The 16,324-nt window shown below is 38.4% G+C and carries 17 protein-coding genes; 2 read left to right on the top strand and 15 right to left on the bottom strand.

Annotation, left to right across the window (positions count from 1 at the left end; all coding sequences use genetic code 11):
* Window positions 1-2: 2 nt before the first annotated feature.
* From IGL80_RS06835 to IGL80_RS06800, 8 genes are all read right to left on the bottom strand, one after another.
* Window positions 3-1,286: a dihydroorotase gene (locus IGL80_RS06835; RefSeq protein ID WP_002357412.1), complete on the bottom strand. Its 1,284-nt coding sequence runs from the start codon at window positions 1,284-1,286 to the stop codon at window positions 3-5.
* An 8-nt stretch (window positions 1,287-1,294) separates the two neighbouring features.
* Window positions 1,295-2,221 (bottom strand): aspartate carbamoyltransferase catalytic subunit, encoded by a 927-nt coding sequence (locus IGL80_RS06830; protein WP_002357411.1) that lies wholly within the window; start codon window positions 2,219-2,221, stop codon window positions 1,295-1,297.
* 13 nt (window positions 2,222-2,234) lie between these two features.
* Window positions 2,235-3,515, bottom strand: a complete 1,281-nt coding sequence (locus IGL80_RS06825; protein ID WP_002357410.1) for a solute carrier family 23 protein — start codon at window positions 3,513-3,515, stop codon at window positions 2,235-2,237.
* 16 nt (window positions 3,516-3,531) lie between these two features.
* Complete coding sequence (gene pyrR, locus IGL80_RS06820) at window positions 3,532-4,071, bottom strand: bifunctional pyr operon transcriptional regulator/uracil phosphoribosyltransferase PyrR (protein WP_430598547.1); 540 nt, start codon at window positions 4,069-4,071, stop codon at window positions 3,532-3,534.
* Window positions 4,072-4,409: 338 nt separating this feature from the next.
* Window positions 4,410-5,315, bottom strand: coding sequence for an RluA family pseudouridine synthase (locus tag IGL80_RS06815; RefSeq protein ID WP_002357408.1), 906 nt, complete (start codon window positions 5,313-5,315; stop codon window positions 4,410-4,412).
* The gene (gene lspA, locus IGL80_RS06810; protein ID WP_002360174.1) at window positions 5,302-5,778 is read right to left on the bottom strand and encodes a signal peptidase II; all 477 of its coding nucleotides are present in this window, start codon (window positions 5,776-5,778) and stop codon (window positions 5,302-5,304) included. Before lspA ends, IGL80_RS06815 begins: the two co-directional genes overlap by 14 nt.
* Window positions 5,779-5,783: 5 nt before the next feature.
* Window positions 5,784-6,488: a CBS domain-containing protein gene (locus tag IGL80_RS06805; RefSeq protein WP_002360173.1), complete on the bottom strand. Its 705-nt coding sequence runs from the start codon at window positions 6,486-6,488 to the stop codon at window positions 5,784-5,786.
* Window positions 6,489-6,592: 104 nt separating this feature from the next.
* On the bottom strand, window positions 6,593-8,263 hold the full coding sequence (locus tag IGL80_RS06800) for a formate--tetrahydrofolate ligase (protein WP_002360172.1): 1,671 nt from the start codon (window positions 8,261-8,263) through the stop codon (window positions 6,593-6,595).
* Window positions 8,264-8,441: 178 nt separating this feature from the next.
* On the opposite strand from IGL80_RS06800, the gene IGL80_RS06795 reads away from it, so the two are divergent.
* Window positions 8,442-8,648, top strand: a complete 207-nt coding sequence (locus IGL80_RS06795) for a cold shock domain-containing protein (protein WP_002360171.1) — start codon at window positions 8,442-8,444, stop codon at window positions 8,646-8,648.
* A gap of 104 nt (window positions 8,649-8,752) precedes the next feature.
* Here IGL80_RS06795 and IGL80_RS06790 read toward each other — a convergent pair whose 3' ends face one another.
* Window positions 8,753-9,214 carry an EbsA family protein gene (locus IGL80_RS06790; protein WP_002360170.1) on the bottom strand — a complete coding sequence of 154 codons (462 nt, stop codon included), beginning with the start codon at window positions 9,212-9,214 and terminating at the stop codon, window positions 8,753-8,755.
* Between the two features lie 100 nt (window positions 9,215-9,314).
* On the opposite strand from IGL80_RS06790, the gene IGL80_RS06785 reads away from it, so the two are divergent.
* The gene (locus IGL80_RS06785; protein ID WP_002357402.1) at window positions 9,315-9,722 is read left to right on the top strand and encodes a ribonuclease HI family protein; all 408 of its coding nucleotides are present in this window, start codon (window positions 9,315-9,317) and stop codon (window positions 9,720-9,722) included.
* Between the two features lie 129 nt (window positions 9,723-9,851).
* On the opposite strand, the gene ybaK is transcribed toward IGL80_RS06785, so the two are convergent.
* The 6 genes from ybaK to IGL80_RS06755 all read right to left on the bottom strand — a co-directional run bounded on the left by ybaK (window position 9,852) and on the right by IGL80_RS06755 (window position 16,320).
* The gene (gene ybaK / locus IGL80_RS06780; RefSeq protein ID WP_002404288.1) at window positions 9,852-10,367 is read right to left on the bottom strand and encodes a Cys-tRNA(Pro) deacylase; all 516 of its coding nucleotides are present in this window, start codon (window positions 10,365-10,367) and stop codon (window positions 9,852-9,854) included.
* A complete protein-coding gene (gene aroD / locus IGL80_RS06775) occupies window positions 10,364-11,125 on the bottom strand; it encodes a type I 3-dehydroquinate dehydratase (protein ID WP_002357400.1) in 762 nt (253 codons plus the stop codon). The genes ybaK and aroD overlap by 4 nt, the downstream gene beginning before the upstream one ends.
* Before the next feature lie 155 nt (window positions 11,126-11,280).
* Window positions 11,281-13,065 carry an ABC transporter ATP-binding protein gene (locus IGL80_RS06770; RefSeq protein ID WP_002360167.1) on the bottom strand — a complete coding sequence of 595 codons (1,785 nt, stop codon included), beginning with the start codon at window positions 13,063-13,065 and terminating at the stop codon, window positions 11,281-11,283.
* The gene (locus IGL80_RS06765) at window positions 13,065-14,816 is read right to left on the bottom strand and encodes an ABC transporter ATP-binding protein (RefSeq protein ID WP_002360165.1); all 1,752 of its coding nucleotides are present in this window, start codon (window positions 14,814-14,816) and stop codon (window positions 13,065-13,067) included. Before IGL80_RS06765 ends, IGL80_RS06770 begins: the two co-directional genes overlap by 1 nt.
* Before the next feature lie 197 nt (window positions 14,817-15,013).
* On the bottom strand, window positions 15,014-15,232 hold the full coding sequence (locus IGL80_RS06760) for a YneF family protein (protein ID WP_002357397.1): 219 nt from the start codon (window positions 15,230-15,232) through the stop codon (window positions 15,014-15,016).
* Window positions 15,233-15,426: 194 nt separating this feature from the next.
* Window positions 15,427-16,320: a deoxyribonuclease IV gene (locus IGL80_RS06755; protein WP_002357396.1), complete on the bottom strand. Its 894-nt coding sequence runs from the start codon at window positions 16,318-16,320 to the stop codon at window positions 15,427-15,429.
* Between the last annotated feature and the right edge of the window lie 4 nt (window positions 16,321-16,324).

The raw sequence follows: 16,324 nt of genomic DNA, 5'->3' as shown, positions 1-16,324 counted from the left end.
ACCTACTGCGCCTCCTCCGACCAAGCTAATGCTCCGTCAACAAATGTCATAAGTGTCTTTCCTTTGACTGTCCACCCTGTAAATGGTGTATTGACAGCCATTGATTCAAATGCTTCTGCATCAATTGGTGCAGCTGTTGCTAAGTCAAAAACTGCAATATCTGCTGGTGCACCAATTGTTAGTGTTCCTGCGTTTAATCCAAAAATTTCTGCCGGTTTCACTGCCATCCAATCAATCACTTGTTCTAATGTGAAAATGCCTGTTTCGACAAAGTTCGTATAAATCAATTGGAAGGCCGTTTCACTACCGACAATGCCAAAAGGTGCGTTTAAAAATGATTGTTGTTTTTCTTCTAAACCATGGGGCGCATGGTCGGTAGCAATACAGTCAATCGTGCCATCTAACAAGCCGTCAATCAATGCTTGTCGATCTGCTAAACCACGTAATGGCGGGTTCATTTTCCAAAACCCTTCGTCACCAGGAATATCCTCATCGACTAAAATTAAATGGTGTGGCGAAACTTCGGCTGTTACGTGAATCCCTGCTTTTTTAGCATCTCGAATAACGCGCACGCTTTCTTCTGTTGAAACATGACAAACATGATAATGAACGCCTGTTTCTTTTGCTAAAGTAATATCCCGAGCAATTTGTGAAGCTTCCGTTGCACTTAAAATCCCTGGTAGGCCTAATTTCTTAGAAACTTCTCCTTCATGCATCACACCACCAAATAATAAAGATTCATCTTCCGTGTGCGCAACAAGCGCCATATTTAATGCAGCCGCTTCTTTCATGGCTAAGTACATCGTTCCTGCCGTCTGGACACCAACACCATCATTCGTAAATGCAAAGGCGCCCGCTTCTTTTAAGGCCTTCTGATTGGTTAAAACTTCACTCCGTAGCTCTTCTGTAATGGGGGCATATTGTAAAACTTTCACGACTGCATCTTTTTGAATTAAGTCGTAAACCTCACTTAATTTTTCAGCCGTATCTGGTACTGGATTCAAATTGGGCATTGCGCAAACCGTAGTAAAACCACCGCGAGCAGCAGCTTTACTACCCGTTTTAATCGTTTCTTTATACGTAAAGCCTGGTTCTCTAAAGTGAACATGCACATCCACCAAGCCTGGCGTGATTAGTTGCCCGTTCGCATCAAACACTTGCTCAAAATCTGCTTCGTCAAACGATTCCCCGATTGCGTGAATCACACCATTTTCTAGCCAAAGTGCTGCCTCAATCAATTGATTCTCTTTTTTGATGATTTTTCCATTCTTAATTAACGTCTTCATTTCTCCACCTAGGCCTTTCCATGTAAAATTGCTTCCAAAATTGCCATGCGCATAAAGACTCCGTTACTCATTTGCGCGACGATTCTTGATTGCAGACTTTCCACTAATTCATCTGCCAGTTCAACATCCCGATTGACTGGCGCTGGATGCATAATAATTGCGTGTTTCTGTAAACGAGTTGCCCGTTCGTTGGTTAAACCATATTCCAAATGATAGCCTTCTTTTGAAAAACTTTCCTTACCATCATGACGTTCGTGCTGCACGCGAAGTAACATCATCACATCGACTTTTTCAACAATTTCATCTAGCGGCACATATTGTCCATAGACATCAAACTGATGATCATACCACTCTTCTGGACCTGAAAAATAAATTTCAGCGCCTAAACGGTTTAATAACTGCATATTTGATTTAGCAACGCGAGAATGTGTAATATCTCCCACAATCGCCACTTTCAAGCCTTCAAATCCACCAAATTCTTCATAAATGGTCATCAGATCCAATAAACATTGTGTAGGGTGTTGTCCACTCCCGTCCCCACCGTTAATAATAGAACATTGAATCGTTTTACTTTGAATCAATTCATCGTAATAATTTTCTTTACCATGACGAATGACTGCTACATCTACACCAATTGCCGACATCGTTAGTACTGTATCGTATAACGTTTCTCCTTTTTGAACAGAACTTCTACTTGCTTCAAACTCAATCACTTCTAAGCCTAATTTTTTCTCAGCTACCTCAAAACTTTTATGTGTTCGAGTACTATTTTCAAAAAACAAGTTTGTTGCAAAATATTGACGTTCTTCTGGGTGCCATTTTGCCCCCTGTTTAAATTCTCCTGCGCGACGGATTAACCCCATGACTTCACGGTCGGTTAAAGCCTCAGCAGTTAAAAGATGTTTTAAACTAATTCGTTCAGATGTAATAATCATTCGTCCAGTCCTCCTACTGTTCTTCGCTACGTGCGTTTTCCGGTAAAATTAAATTCAAAACAATTCCTAAGACGGTTGCTAATGCCATTGAAGACAATTCAAAGGTTCCTACTTTGAAGACTAAGCCACCAATGCCGATGACTAAAATTACTGAAGCAATCAATAAATTCTTTTTCTTATCAAAATTAATCTTATTATCGATTAAGATTTTCAAACCACTTGCGGCAATCACACCGAACAAGACGAAACTAATTCCTGAAATAACTGGTCCTGGGATACTTAGAATCAAGGCACTTAATTTTCCAACAAAGCCTAAAGCTACAGCGAACACCGCGGCTCCACCAATCACGAAGACACTGTGTACTCTTGTAATTGCCAGCACGCCGATATTTTCACCATAACTTGTAACTGGTGGTCCACCAACAAAACCTGCTACAATTTGCGCTAAGCCATCTCCCATTAAAGTTTTAGATAAGCCTGGGTCTTGGAAAAAGTTGCGCTTGGTTAACTTATTCAAAACCATTAAATGACCAATATGTTCTGTCATTGTTACAAAAGCAATTGGTGCCATTGTTGTAATGGCATTTAAATACAATTTCGGTTCATATTGAACAAAAGGTACTTCAAAATTCGGTAAAGCAAACCACGCGGCTTCTTTAATAGGGGTTAAGTCAATAATTCCGAAAGCTAAAGCGACCAGGTACCCACTAACAATTCCCAAAAGAATTGGAATTAATCCTAGGAAGCCTTTGAAAAACATGTTGTAAAAAATGGTTAAGCCTAAAGTAATCAAGGCTACGGCAATATATTTAAAATCATAAACGTTGTTGTTATACATTGCGTTATTTGCGGCGTTAGCAGCCAAGCCTAAACCGATAACCATCACGACAGGTCCTACAACGATAGGCGGTAAAATTTTATCCAACCAGTCGGAACCAATTTTTTTAATGATTAATGAAACGATTAGGTATACCAAGCCGGTTGTCATAGCACCTTGGGCAATGGCTGGATAACCATCACTCTTCATTAACATCTGCATCGCTGCAATAAAAGCAAAGCTACTGCCAAGATAGGCGGGGATTTTTCCTTTTGTAGTAATCAGATAGACCATTGTTCCTAATCCTGAACTGACTAACGCAATCCCTGGGTCAATTCCCACTAAGATTGGTACTAAAACCGTTGCACCAAACATCGTAAATAAATGTTGTAAACTTAGGCCAACCCAGTGAAAAGCTTGTGGTCTGTCTTTAATATCTAAGACTGCATCCTCATTTCGAAATTCTTTTTCTGACAACGTTGTTCACTCCTTTTTATTCGTTTCCTTTACTGATCATAATACGATCTGCACCGTCGCGCTCTTCCATTTCCACAATAATTTCCTCAGTTTTTGATGTTGGCATATTTTTTCCTACATAATCGGCACGAATCGGTAGTTCCCGATGTCCACGATCTACTAAGACTGCTAAAGAGATTTTTCTCGGACGACCTAAATCCATAACAGCGTCCATCGCAGCACGAATGGTCCGGCCAGTGTACAAGACATCATCCACTAAAATAACTTCTTTACCTTCAATTGAGACTGGTACGTCAGAAGAATGTAATTCAGGTTCCTCCATATCTTTCACATCATCACGATACAAAGTAATATCTAATTCACCAACTGGCACGTCAATATCTTCTAATTGTTTTAAGCGTTCGGCTAGACGTTGTGCAATGTATATCCCACGCGTTTTAATTCCTACTAAAACAATGTCTTGAATTCCTTTGTTTCTTTCAATAATTTCATACGAGATTCGAGTAAGCGCTCGTTTCATTGTGACTGCGTCAACAACTTCTTTCTTTGGCATAATAATTTCCTCCTCATTTCTTTTTTATTTACGTCCTCGCTGTCTTGGGGTCAGCGATTCTTCCTTCAATTGAGCAGCTGAAAAATAAGTGGATTTTTATTGAAATTGTCCTGTTATTTTTTCCAACAAAAAATCCTCCTACCCGTATGAGGATAGGAGGATGTTGGTTACAGTTTAAAAAGGTACAAGGGTACCATGTAGCCCACACAACTTACTAACTAAGCGCACCTAGTGTTCTTTTGCATGATTCCTTCTTAGCCTCACGGGACTAAACTTAAAGGTTACAGTTATTTAGTTATTTTTCTTCTTAAAAAAGAGTTTACCTCTTCTTCAGAAAAAAATCAATGATTATTTCTTAATTGGTGTAAAGTTTTTTCAAAAACTTCTGGTAAAGGTGCTTCAAAGACTAATTGTTCACCTGTAGTAGGATGTGTAAAGCCTAATAACTTCGCATGTAAAAATTGTCCATTGCCAGGCAATGTTTTTTTCGGTCCATATAATGGATCTCCAGCTAATGGATAACCGATATATTTCATGTGAACACGGATTTGATGTGTCCGGCCTGTTTCTAGTTGTAATTCAACTAAGGTAAATGCATCAAAACGCTCTAAAACAGTAAAATGCGTGACTGCTTCTTTACCGCCTTCAATGACCGCTTGCATTTTACGGTCAACCTTGGAACGACCAATAGGCGCATTTATTTCTCCCTTATCGTGAGGAATAACACCGTGGACCAAGGCAACGTATTTACGTAACGATGTTTTTTCTTTTAGCTGTTTCGCTAATGATTCATGGGCTTGATCATTTTTAGCCACCATCAATAGCCCCGAAGTATCTTTATCAATTCGATGAACAATTCCCGGTCGCACCACATCATTAATCGCCGATAAGTGATCCGCATGATGAAGTAACGCGTTCACTAATGTACCCTTGGGATGCCCTGCCGAAGGATGAACGACCATGCCTTGAGGTTTGTTGACAACAATCACATCATTGTCTTCATAAACAATGGTCAATGGAATATCCTCTGCTACCATATCTAGAACTTCTGGTTCAGGAATTGTTACAACAATTTCATCGCCTGCTGTAACTTTGTAATTTGCGCGGACCGTTTCACCGTTAACTGTTACGTGTTTTTCTTTTAACCATTGTTGAATTTGCGAGCGGGAATGATTGGGTAAATGTTCACTTAATACTTTGTCAATCCGGCCTTTTTCTGTTTGAATCGTTACGTTAATTTGTTCCATTTTTGCCTTCCTTTGCTGCTTTTTCATCTAAAATCAAATAAATAAATATACAAATAACGCCGACCACTAACGTACTATCTGCAACATTAAAAATAGGAAAATTCATAAAATCCGTTTGGAGCATGTCCACCACGTAGCCTAAACGTACACGATCAATAAAATTCCCAATGGCACCTGCTAAGACAAAAGATAAACCTACAGAATACCAGATACTTTTTTTATAATTCTTAATTAATAAATAAATAATCACGACACTAACAATTACTGTGATGACATAAAAGAATATCATCTTTCCTTCTAATAAGCTCCAAGCGGCTCCGGTATTTCTTAAATGGGTCAGCGACAAAAATCCAGGAATGAATTCTTTTGTTTCACCCAAAGAAATGTTTTGGACCGTCAAATATTTGCTCCATTGGTCAAGCCCTACTAATAAGGCACTGATTAAAAAATATACTACTAACAATCGCGTCATTCCTTTTCTCTATGAATACTTGCTAAATCTCTTGGTCGAACAATGCCTACTAACTCACCATTAGGATGGCCACTTTTACTAATAAGCACAGCTTCTAAGCGTGGCTGCTCCCGAAACATTTGTTCAACTTCAAAAACGGTTGCTTCAATTGAAACAAATTGATAGTTGCTGCGTTTATAATTTGATGCCAACAATTCTCGCACCGTTCGGTTGGCAATGTGAACTTCGCCTTTGGTGCTCTCAATGGCAAACCATACACCAATCCCTCGAACCGTGATTAATCCTTTAAATACACCTTTTTCATAAATCGGAAATTGAGAATATTGTTTTTTTGCAATAATCGTTAATAACGTTTCTAAAGAAGTGGTGATTTCAAAAGCTGTAACACGTTTCGCAAATTTAGGCACTACTTTTTCTGGTTTTGTTAAAGCTTGTTCAATCGTTTCAATTCGTTGAACTGCCCATTCGTTTGGCTCTGCAATTACAAAATCATCAGCAATTCGCTCATGAACGATGGCATTTCTTAACTGAGCCATTTGAAGCAAATCCTCTTCAAATTGAGCAATCTGTCCTTTTTCTTTTCGGGAAAGACGTCTTGTCATTTCACTGAATCCCATATTGACAGGATTGTTCAGTCTCTCTCTCATCCACTTTTCAATGCGATTAAAGTGTGCTAAAAATGTATCTGCTCGTTCCCCCATAGTCGTTGCTCCTTATAATAAACTACGCAATAAATTTCCGTCATTATTTTTTATTGAGCTACTTTCAAGTATATACTAAAAATAGGTCTCAGGAAAGAGCGGCTTTAAAAGAGACCGCTCGCTTGACCCGTTTCGTCCACATCCATATTTAACGCAGCAGGAACCTTCGGCAAGCCAGGCATCGTTAAAATGTCACCCGTTAACGCCACGATAAACCCTGCACCGATTTTTGGAACTAGCTCACGAATCGTAATCGTAAATCCTTCTGGCCGTCCTAATTTTTGAGGATCGTCAGAAAGTGAATACTGTGTCTTCGCCATGCAAATTGGTAATTGATCCCAACCATTTTTTGTAAAATCTGCGATTTGTTTTTGCGCTTTCGGAGAAAAAATCGCCTGTTCCCCGCCGTAAATCGTTTGTACAATGGCTTGAATTTTTTCTTCAATAGTTTGGCGAGGATTATATAAAGGTTGAAACTGTTTTGTATTGGCTTCAATCTCTGCTACTACTGTTTTCGCTAGATTCGTGCCACCTGCGCCACCTTGCGCCCAAACACTTGTTAACTCGACTGGCACGCCTAACGCTTGGCAGGCTTCTTTCAATAGTTGAATTTCTTTTTCTGTATCCTGTGTAAACTCATTAATTGCAACAACTACTGGTACATCATAACGTTGCATGTTTTGAATATGTTTTTCTAAGTTGGCAAAGCCTTTTTGTAACGCTGGTAAATTTTCTTCTGCTAACTGATCTTTCGCCAAACCGCCATGCATTTTCAACGCGCGAATCGTTGCCACAATCACAACGGCATCGGGTGCTTTTCCTAAAGAAGGTACTTTAATATCTAAAAATTTTTCACCACCTAAGTCGCCACCAAAACCTGCTTCTGTTACGACATAATCCCCTAGATGCAAAGCCGTTTTTGTCGCTAAAATACTGTTACATCCATGAGCGATATTGGCAAAAGGACCACCGTGAACAAAAGCTGGAGTTCCTTCAATCGTTTGAACTAAATTAGGTTTTAAGGCGTCTTTTAATAATAAAGTCAGGGCACCTGCCACGTTTAAATCTTTAACCGTCACCGGCTCTTTTTGGTCATTATAGGCGACAATAATCCGACTTAAGCGTTCTTTTAAGTCCGTTAAATTTTGCGCTAAACAAAGAATCGCCATAATTTCGCTTGCCACAGTAATATCGAAACCGTCTTCTCTTGGTACACCTTGGAAAGGACCGCCTAAACCAACAACGACCTGTCTAAGCGCACGATCATTTAGATCCACTGCCCGTTTCCAAATCACCCGTCGAGAATCAATCTTTAATTCATTTCCTTGCTGTAAATGATTATCTAGTAACGCAGCTAAGGCATTATTGGCTGTCGTAATCGCATGCATATCACCAGTAAAATGCAAATTGATTTCTTCCATTGGTAATACTTGTGCGTAACCGCCACCTGTTGCGCCACCTTTAATCCCCATCACAGGACCTAATGATGGTTCTCTTAGGGCAATAACTGTTTTTTTATTGATTTGATTTAATGCATCTCCTAAACCAATGGTCACGGTTGACTTTCCTTCTCCTGCTGGCGTTGGATTAATCGACGTAACGAGGATTAATTTACCTTCTGATTTCGCTTCTAAGGATTGAAGCGTTGGAAAATCTATTTTCGCTTTGTATTTCCCATAAAGTTCTAGCGAATCTTCTGAAAGACCGATTGTTTCGGCAATCTCTTGAATAGGTTTTAATGTTGCTGCTTGTGCAATGTTAATATCTGTCTTCATAACGGACCCCTTTTCAATTCTTTATCGTCTTTGTGACACATTGTTTCTTTTAAATTATAGCTTGTATTGAATAGAATGGCTAGAATAACCTTTTTTAAACAACCCAACCATTGACGTTTGGTAGCCTTTTCTCGTATAATGAAAGTGTCTTTACAAATCTAAAAGGAGCGTGAATTGGATGCAAAAAGGAATTGTCAAATGGTTCGATAACAGAAAAGGTTATGGTTTTATCGTTTACAACGAAGAAGATGAGATTTTTGTCCACTTCACTGCTATAGAAGGTGACGGATTCAAATCACTTGATGAGAATCAATTTGTAGAGTTCGAGATAATGGAAGGCAATCGTGGGCTACAAGCAGCACATGTCAAAAAAATAGATAACTAAAAAAGCTGAACCAACAACGCTTTGCTCCAAAAAGTAAGTAAACGTAGCGTTTGTTTCAGCTGATTATTTTAAGATTTTGAGAGTGGGTCACCAGTCGTTTCGACTTATGACTCACTCTTGTTTTTTTCTTCTTTTTTATGAAGGCCCAAAGAATGATCTTCTGCTACCTTCAATTCAGGCTTTTTTACCTTAAGTGCCTCAAGAAATAACGGAATCGTTTTCTTTTTCATTAAAAAGACTTTTGAGCCTTCCTTAAATTCTGAGGAAAAAATTTCGATGCTTTTTTCATTGTAGGTTACTTTTTCTATCTGAGAAAGCGGAAGTGCTTTTTGGCGAAACCATAAAACATCTCTGACAATTAAAGATGTTTCTGTCATGTTAAAAGACCGCGCAATTCCTAGATACGCAAACACAAAAAATGGAACCATCACCAGATTACTGATCAAGTAAGGACCATTATTTTCCAATGCTAAAATTAAACTAATAAATAATATACAAAATGTGCAAGACCAGTAAATAATTGTTGATGCTAATTCTGGCTGCCAATAGAATTTCTGTTTTTTCATAAAGTGCCCTCACTACTTCTGGATCAACGCCGCTAAATTTAAATATGTTATAATAGTAACATACTTTTTTTAAGAACAAAAAGAAATTAGGAGTAATTTTATGTTAAGAATTTATGTAGATGCTGCAACAAAAGGCAATCCAGGTGAATCTGGCGGCGGTATCGTTTACCTCACCGACCAATCGCGGCAACAATTGCATGTGCCTTTAGGCATTGTTAGTAATCACGAAGCCGAATTTAAAGTGCTGATTGAAGCTTTAAAACAAGCGATTGCCAATGAAGACAATCAACAAACCGTTCTTCTCCACTCAGATAGTAAAATTGTTGTCCAAACAATTGAAAAAAACTATGCTAAAAATGAAAAGTACCAGCCTTATTTAGCAGAATATCAACAACTAGAAAAGAATTTCCCTTTGCTCTTAATCAAATGGCTACCTGAAAGTCAAAACAAAGCGGCCGATATGCTCGCACGGCAAGCATTACAAAAATTTTATCCCAATAAAAAGTAGCACTGTCTGCTTAATGCTTTTCCTTTATTAATTTGATAATTAAACACGTGGAGCAAAAATCCCAAGTGATTTTTGCTCCACGTTTAAAAACAGATAAACGGTTCTGTCTCGACTTCTTCTTATAGCCACTTATTCTTTTGTCGTTATTTCCGCAAATTGCCCATTGGTTAGCGAAAGGATTGCTTCAGGAGCTAATTCAATTTGCATGCCACGTTTGCCTGCAGAAACAATAATTGCAGAATATTGTTGAGCTTCTTCAGCCAAATAGGTGGGAAATTGTTTTTTCATCCCAATTGGTGAACAGCCCCCACGAATATAGCCTGTGGTTGCTTCTAAATCTTTTAAGTGAAGCATTTCTACCTTTTTGTTGCCACTAGCTTTCGCTAATTTTTTCAAATCTAATTCTTGATTACCAGGAATGACAGCCACGACTGGACCTGTTTTATTACCTACTGTAACCAAGGTTTTAAAAATTCGTCCTTTATCAATATCTAAACTTTCAGCGACACTTTCTGCACTTAAATGATCTTCACTCCAAGCGAATTCATATTCTTTATATGGTACTTTATGTTGTTCCACCATGCGCATCGCATTCGTTTTTTGTTGTGTTTTTTTCTTTGCCACTTTTTTCACCTTCTGAATCACTTGTTTTGTTCGAATGTCTTTAAATAATTTCTTAATACTTGTACGGATAGTTGGCCCGGTGCGGACGCTTGCTGGGCTGAGCCAAAAGTTAGTGCCGACCCGAACAGTTGACCTGTTACGCGACTAATCATCCCTAACTGTCCCATTGACATAGTAACGATTGGGACGGATGCATAATGGGTGTACATTTCATTGGTTGCTGAAAGTAACGTAAGTACATCTGTCGCATCTTGTGGCATCACAGCTATTTTACAAATATCCGCCTGACGCATTTGCATTTGGCGTAACCGCGCGACAATCTCCTCTTGCGACGGTGTTTTCTGAAAGTCGTGATTACAGAGAACAATTTTAATCCCCGCCTTTTTAGCTTCGTGAATTAACGTATCTGCCGCCAGTGGATTCGCAAATAATTCAATATCCAATAAATCCAACGCACCCTTTTTCACTAATTCATGATACAAAGCAAAATAATTTTCCTCGGAAAAAGCCATTTCGCCGCCTTCTTTTTGTGTACGAAAAGTTAACAATAACGGTTTTTGCCCCAACCGTTCCATTACTTGTTGTGAAAGATTACATACATCGGAAAAATCAGCGACATTTTCATAATAGTCTAAACGCCATTCCACCAAATCACAATCTAGTGTTTGGCTCGCCGTTGCTTCGGCCAAAATATCCTCGGCTGTTGGAGCAACAATGGGCACCACAATTTTGGGATTCCCTTCACCTATTCGCACATTTTTGACTATAACTGGCTTCACAGTTCCACCTAACTTCCTCGTTTGTTTTTCTCTCTTCATATCATACCATTTCTATTCTTTTTTGCAATTTAAAGAGCTACAAAGACAGCTAGAATTAGGAATTTCCTAACACTAAATGCCTTTGTTTAGGTTATTTAACTCTTTCTATTGTTACGTTAAACTTCCGTACTTTGTAACTGATACATATCCGCATAAAGGCCACCTTCTGCCAGTAACGTTTCGTGCGTTCCTCGTTCTACAATCTGCCCTTTGTCTAAAACTAAAATCAAGTTTGCGTCACGAATCGTCGAAAGGCGATGCGCAATCGCAATTGTCGTTCTCCCTTGACGCATTTTGGCTAATCCTTCTTGAATCAATCCTTCTGTTTCTGTATCAATATTAGCGGTTGCTTCATCTAAAACTAAAATTTTGGGATCAGTCACAATCGTTCGTGCAAACGAAATTAATTGACGTTGTCCGCTAGAATAACTAGCTCCTCGTTCAATGACTTTCGCATGATAGGTATTGGGTAACGTGTGGATAAATTTATCCGCCTGAACAAATTCCGCAGCCTGTTTAATTTGTTCATCTGTGATAGTTGGATTCAGTAAACGGATATTTCCAGCAATATCTCCATAAAACATGAAAGCGTCCTGTAATACTAAGCCCATCTTTTCCCGTAATTCTGTCATGGGAAAATCACGAATGTCACGATCATCAATTAAAATCTGCCCTTCATAAAATTCATAGAAACGCATGAGTACATTAATAATTGAACTTTTACCACTTCCTGTATGACCGACTAAAGCGACGGTTTCCCCGGGATTTGCGACAAAGCTAATATTTTTCAATACTTCGTTTTTGCCGTCATAAGAAAAAGTAACATTGCGAAATTCAATTTTCCCGCGGATAATTTCCCCATTCGCACCTACTGATTGTTGCGGCGTTAATTCTTCCGTATCCATAATTTTTAAAATACGGCTACCTGCGACAATCCCATCTGTAAAGATACTTAGGAAGTCCATCATTTGTGTCATCGGATTAAAAAAAGCTTGGACATACGTTACAAAAGCATAAATCATCCCCGCTTCAACAGGTGAATGTAAAGCATCGATGCCAAACATAGTTAAGGCCAATGCAATCGCCAACGTATACAACAAATTAATGATGGGACTTAATAATAACGAATTCATACGAATCATTGCTACTCGTGTTTTTAAATAGTCATCATTGGTTTCTTCAAATTCTTTTTCCAAACGCTTTTCTTGGCGAAATTGTTGAATGATTTGCATACCAGAGATGTATTCATTTAGTTTGGTGTTTAATTGACTTAATTTTTCCCGCATACTGCGATATAATTTTGAACTAAATTTTTGGTAATACCAAATCACAACTAATAAAATCGGCAAGAAAATTAGACAATAAAATGAGATTTCTGGACTGAGTTGAAACATTGCAAAAAATGACGAGATTACGGCAAAAATTCCTGTAATCACCATTAGGAATACATACCAGAATTCAAACAATGTTTCTGTGTCATTTGTAACACGAGACACCGTCGAACCCGCTGGTGTTTGATCAAAATAACGCATACCTAAAGTGTGTAATTTTTCAAATAATTTCACTCGTATATATTGATACGTTTTTAAAGAAGCCATCGAATACAAATACCATTGGAAAAACCAAACAATACTTTTGACAATGACACCAAAAAAATAAATAGCAGCAAAAGTTAGAATCACTTGCATTGTAGCAGTTTTAGGCGTTAAATAATTATCCATAAAAACTTGAATGACTCTAGGCAAAAGAATATTGATAATTGATAAGCCAAACGCAAAGAGAATAGCTGTGTAAAACATGCGTCGAAATGGTTTGGCAAAACGAAACAAATGCTGAACAATCGTTAATTGTTCTTTCAGCGGTAACTCTCTGGACCATTCGGATTGATACTTTTCTTCCATTAACTCTCACTCCCTTCAATTTTCGCTTCTAATTGCTGTTTTTCCCACATCCGCTGATACCAACCCTTCTGAGCCAGTAACTCCTGATGTGTCCCCCGTTCAATAATTTTCCCTTCATCCAACACTAAGATTTCTTTGGCATGCATGACACTACTTAAACGATGCGCTGTAATGATAGTGGTTTTTTCTTGGCGCGTTTCTTTTAGATTTGATAAAATCGCCTCTTCAGTCTTCGCATCGACTGCAGATAAGGCATCGTCTAAAATTAACAATTCTGGTTCAACAATCAAGGCCCGTGCAATAGAAATCCGTTGTTTTTGTCCTCCAGAAAGCGAAACGCCACGTTCCCCAACCATTGTGTCATAGCCTTCAGGGAATGCTTTAATTTCTTGGTTAATAAATGCTAATGCTGCCGCTTGTTCAACTGCTGCTTGTTCCAAGTGTGGTTTAGCAAAACGAATGTTATCTCGTACCGTCATGGAAAAGAGAAAATGGTCCTGTGGCACGTACCCCATTGCACTCATCAATGCATCTAGTGTGTAATTTTTAATGTTATGTTTTCCAAAGGAAATCGTTCCTTGGTATTGGTCATATTCACGCATCAGCAACTTCAAAATAGTGGTTTTACCAGCGCCTGTTTTGCCAACAATCCCCAAGGTTTCTCCTTCTTGCAACGAAAATTGGATATTTTCCAATGCCACCGTCTCTTCTTTTGGATAAGAAAAAGAATCAATCTTCATTGAAATTGTCCCTTGCGCCATTGTTTTGATGGCATCTTTTCGTTCGATAATATGCGTTTTTTCATGTAATAATTCGTTCACACGATCGTAACTAGCATTCCCACGTTCTAACACATTAAATAAGCGCCCAATCGCAAACATTGGCCAAACTAGCATCCCAATATAGGCAATGAAAGAGACCAACTGACCTAAACTAATCGTTCCTTCCATGATGAAACGACCACCAATAATAATTGTCAAAACATAAGAAACACCAATAATCAGCGTAATAAAAGGATCAAACAGTGCATCTAAAAAGTTCGTTCGTTTATTTTTGACGATAGCATCATCAATTTTCTCTGTAAAATCAGCAAGATCTTCTTTTTCTTGCCCAAATGTTTTAATGACTTTAATTCCAGTGATACTTTCTTGTGTTTTATCATTAATCGCTGAAAAAGCAGCTTGTGAATCTCGAAAGGCATCATGCAACTTAGAACCTAGAACTCGTGAAGTGACGGCTAATAAAGGCAGCGGTAATAAAGCAATTAATGTTAAGCGCCAATCGACAAATAGAACCATTGCGATAATCGTTGTTCCTCCCGTAATCACAGAGTCGGCAAACGTTAAAATCCCAGCTCCAGCCACATTTTGGATGGCATTTAAATCATTGGTTGCATGCGCCATCAAGTCACCTGTCCGATATTTCTGATAAAAGATGCTATCCATTTTTGTGAAATGATGAAATAATTGAGTCCGTAGCTCTTTTTCCAAACGAGCCGCACTCCCCCAAATATGCATCCGCCAAATATAGCGAAAAAGATATTGGGCAAGCCCAGCACCAATCAAGAGTGCAACCCACACGATAATTTTCGTTAAGCGAATTTCTTTGTTAACGATTTCATCTACAACGACGCCAATAACTTTGGGCGGGACTAATTGAACAAGAGCGACCATCATTAATGAGAAAACCCCAATAATATAACTTTTTTTCTCTTGCTTAAAAAACCAGCCTAATTTTTTGAATATGGACATTCAGTTGTCCCTCCTTTTACTTTGTTGTTCTACGAAGACTACTTTCGAGCTAGAAGGTTTCTTCGTTATTGTTGTTTTTGATTAAACGTTTCGCTCTTTTCCTCCTAGATTATCCTATTCTCCCGCAAAACAACAAAAAAACGGACTGAAAATCAGCCCGTTTTTACACTTATTCATGATTACCTGAATAACCTTTACTATTTTCCTTGGTTTTTCATTTGTTGCATCATTTGTCTAACCTTTTTCTCTGACGGTTTTTGACCCATTGATGCCATCATCATGCGTAACATATCCTCATTAACGGGAGGATTTTTTTTGAAATAATCTTGCATATATTTGCGTGCAAGGAAAAAGCCCCCTGCAGCGCCTACTAATAAAGCGATTACTGCGATTAATACTACCCAACCTGTTGCCATTGAAACTCTCTCCTCTCCGTATAGTTTTGCTCTCAATGAATTATTTTACTAGAAATAGCAAAAAAAGAAAAGTTCTTTTTGCGGGATTTCTCTTAAATAATGAAAAAAGTCTGATTTTTTTTGCAAAATAGTGATTAAAAGTCAAAAATATACGCTCTTAAATGTCAATAGGACCTTTAAGAGCGATTGTTGCTTTAGTTTTGTCCTTGAATTTTTTCTAATAATTCTGGATCAAATGTTTGATTTTTTAACATCGCAATTTCAAAGCCGTAAGGGGCCTTTTTATTTTTTTTGTCTTCTCCGACATAAGGTGTTTCTAAAATTTTTGGTAAAGCAGTTAATTTTTCATGGTGAACCACACCGTTTAAAGCTTCAAAACCAATAGTGCCAAAGCCAATATTGGCATGACGATCTTTATGTGAGCCCATAGGATTTTTAGAATCATTCACATGAATAACTTTTAAACGATCCAATCCGATAATTTTATCAAATTCAACTAATACGCCATCAAAATCATCTTTTACATTATAACCTGCATCATTAATGTGGCAAGTATCCAGAGTGACAGAAAGTTTATCATTTAGCGTAACTCCGTCAATAATCGCAGCTAGTTCATCAAACGTACGGCCGATTTCGGTTCCTTTACCAGCCATTGTTTCTAAAGCGATTTGAGGGATTTGCTCTTTCCACAAGACTTCGTTTAGACCTTTAACAATTTGTTTGATGCCGGCTTCTGGACCTGCGCCAACATGCGCACCTGGGTGTAACGTGATTTGCGTTGCTCCCAACGCTTGTGCTCGCTCAATTTCTTGACGCAAAAAGTCTACGGCAAAACCGAAATTTTCCGTTTTGATTGTATTGCCTAAATTAATAATATACGGGGCATGAACGACGATATTACTTAAATTGTGTTCTTTCATAAAAGCTTGCCCAGCTTCAATATTCATTTCTTCAATCGGTTTCCGGCGCGTGTTTTGTGGCGCACCTGTATAAATCATAAAGGTTGTTGAGCCATAACTAGCCGCTTCCTCGGCAGAGCCTAATAGCATTTTCTTGCCACTCATACTAACGTGTGATCCTAATAACATGTGG

This window comes from Enterococcus sp. DIV2467a, from assembly GCF_050532945.1.
Classification (GTDB): domain Bacteria; phylum Bacillota; class Bacilli; order Lactobacillales; family Enterococcaceae; genus Enterococcus; species Enterococcus faecalis.
The sequence above is the reverse complement of the archived record's forward strand: the minus strand, read 5'-3'. Positions and strand labels throughout refer to the sequence as shown.

Bases quoted from the DNA above. Each gene is read 5' to 3' on its own strand.
- IGL80_RS06835 (WP_002357412.1), bottom strand. From the start codon at position 1,286: ATGAAGACGTTAATTAAGAATGGAAAAATCATCAAAAAAGAGAATCAA.
- IGL80_RS06830 (WP_002357411.1), bottom strand. From the start codon at position 2,221: ATGATTATTACATCTGAACGAATTAGTTTAAAACATCTTTTAACTGCT.
- IGL80_RS06815 (WP_002357408.1), bottom strand. From the start codon at position 5,315: ATGGAACAAATTAACGTAACGATTCAAACAGAAAAAGGCCGGATTGAC.
- IGL80_RS06805 (WP_002360173.1), bottom strand. From the start codon at position 6,488: ATGGGGGAACGAGCAGATACATTTTTAGCACACTTTAATCGCATTGAA.
- IGL80_RS06800 (WP_002360172.1), bottom strand. From the start codon at position 8,263: ATGAAGACAGATATTAACATTGCACAAGCAGCAACATTAAAACCTATT.
- IGL80_RS06795 (WP_002360171.1), top strand. From the start codon at position 8,442: ATGCAAAAAGGAATTGTCAAATGGTTCGATAACAGAAAAGGTTATGGT.
- IGL80_RS06790 (WP_002360170.1), bottom strand. From the start codon at position 9,214: ATGAAAAAACAGAAATTCTATTGGCAGCCAGAATTAGCATCAACAATT.
- IGL80_RS06785 (WP_002357402.1), top strand. From the start codon at position 9,315: ATGTTAAGAATTTATGTAGATGCTGCAACAAAAGGCAATCCAGGTGAA.
- IGL80_RS06770 (WP_002360167.1), bottom strand. From the start codon at position 13,065: ATGGAAGAAAAGTATCAATCCGAATGGTCCAGAGAGTTACCGCTGAAA.
- IGL80_RS06765 (WP_002360165.1), bottom strand. From the start codon at position 14,816: ATGTCCATATTCAAAAAATTAGGCTGGTTTTTTAAGCAAGAGAAAAAA.
- IGL80_RS06760 (WP_002357397.1), bottom strand. From the start codon at position 15,232: ATGGCAACAGGTTGGGTAGTATTAATCGCAGTAATCGCTTTATTAGTA.
- IGL80_RS06755 (WP_002357396.1), bottom strand. From the start codon at position 16,320: ATGTTATTAGGATCACACGTTAGTATGAGTGGCAAGAAAATGCTATTA.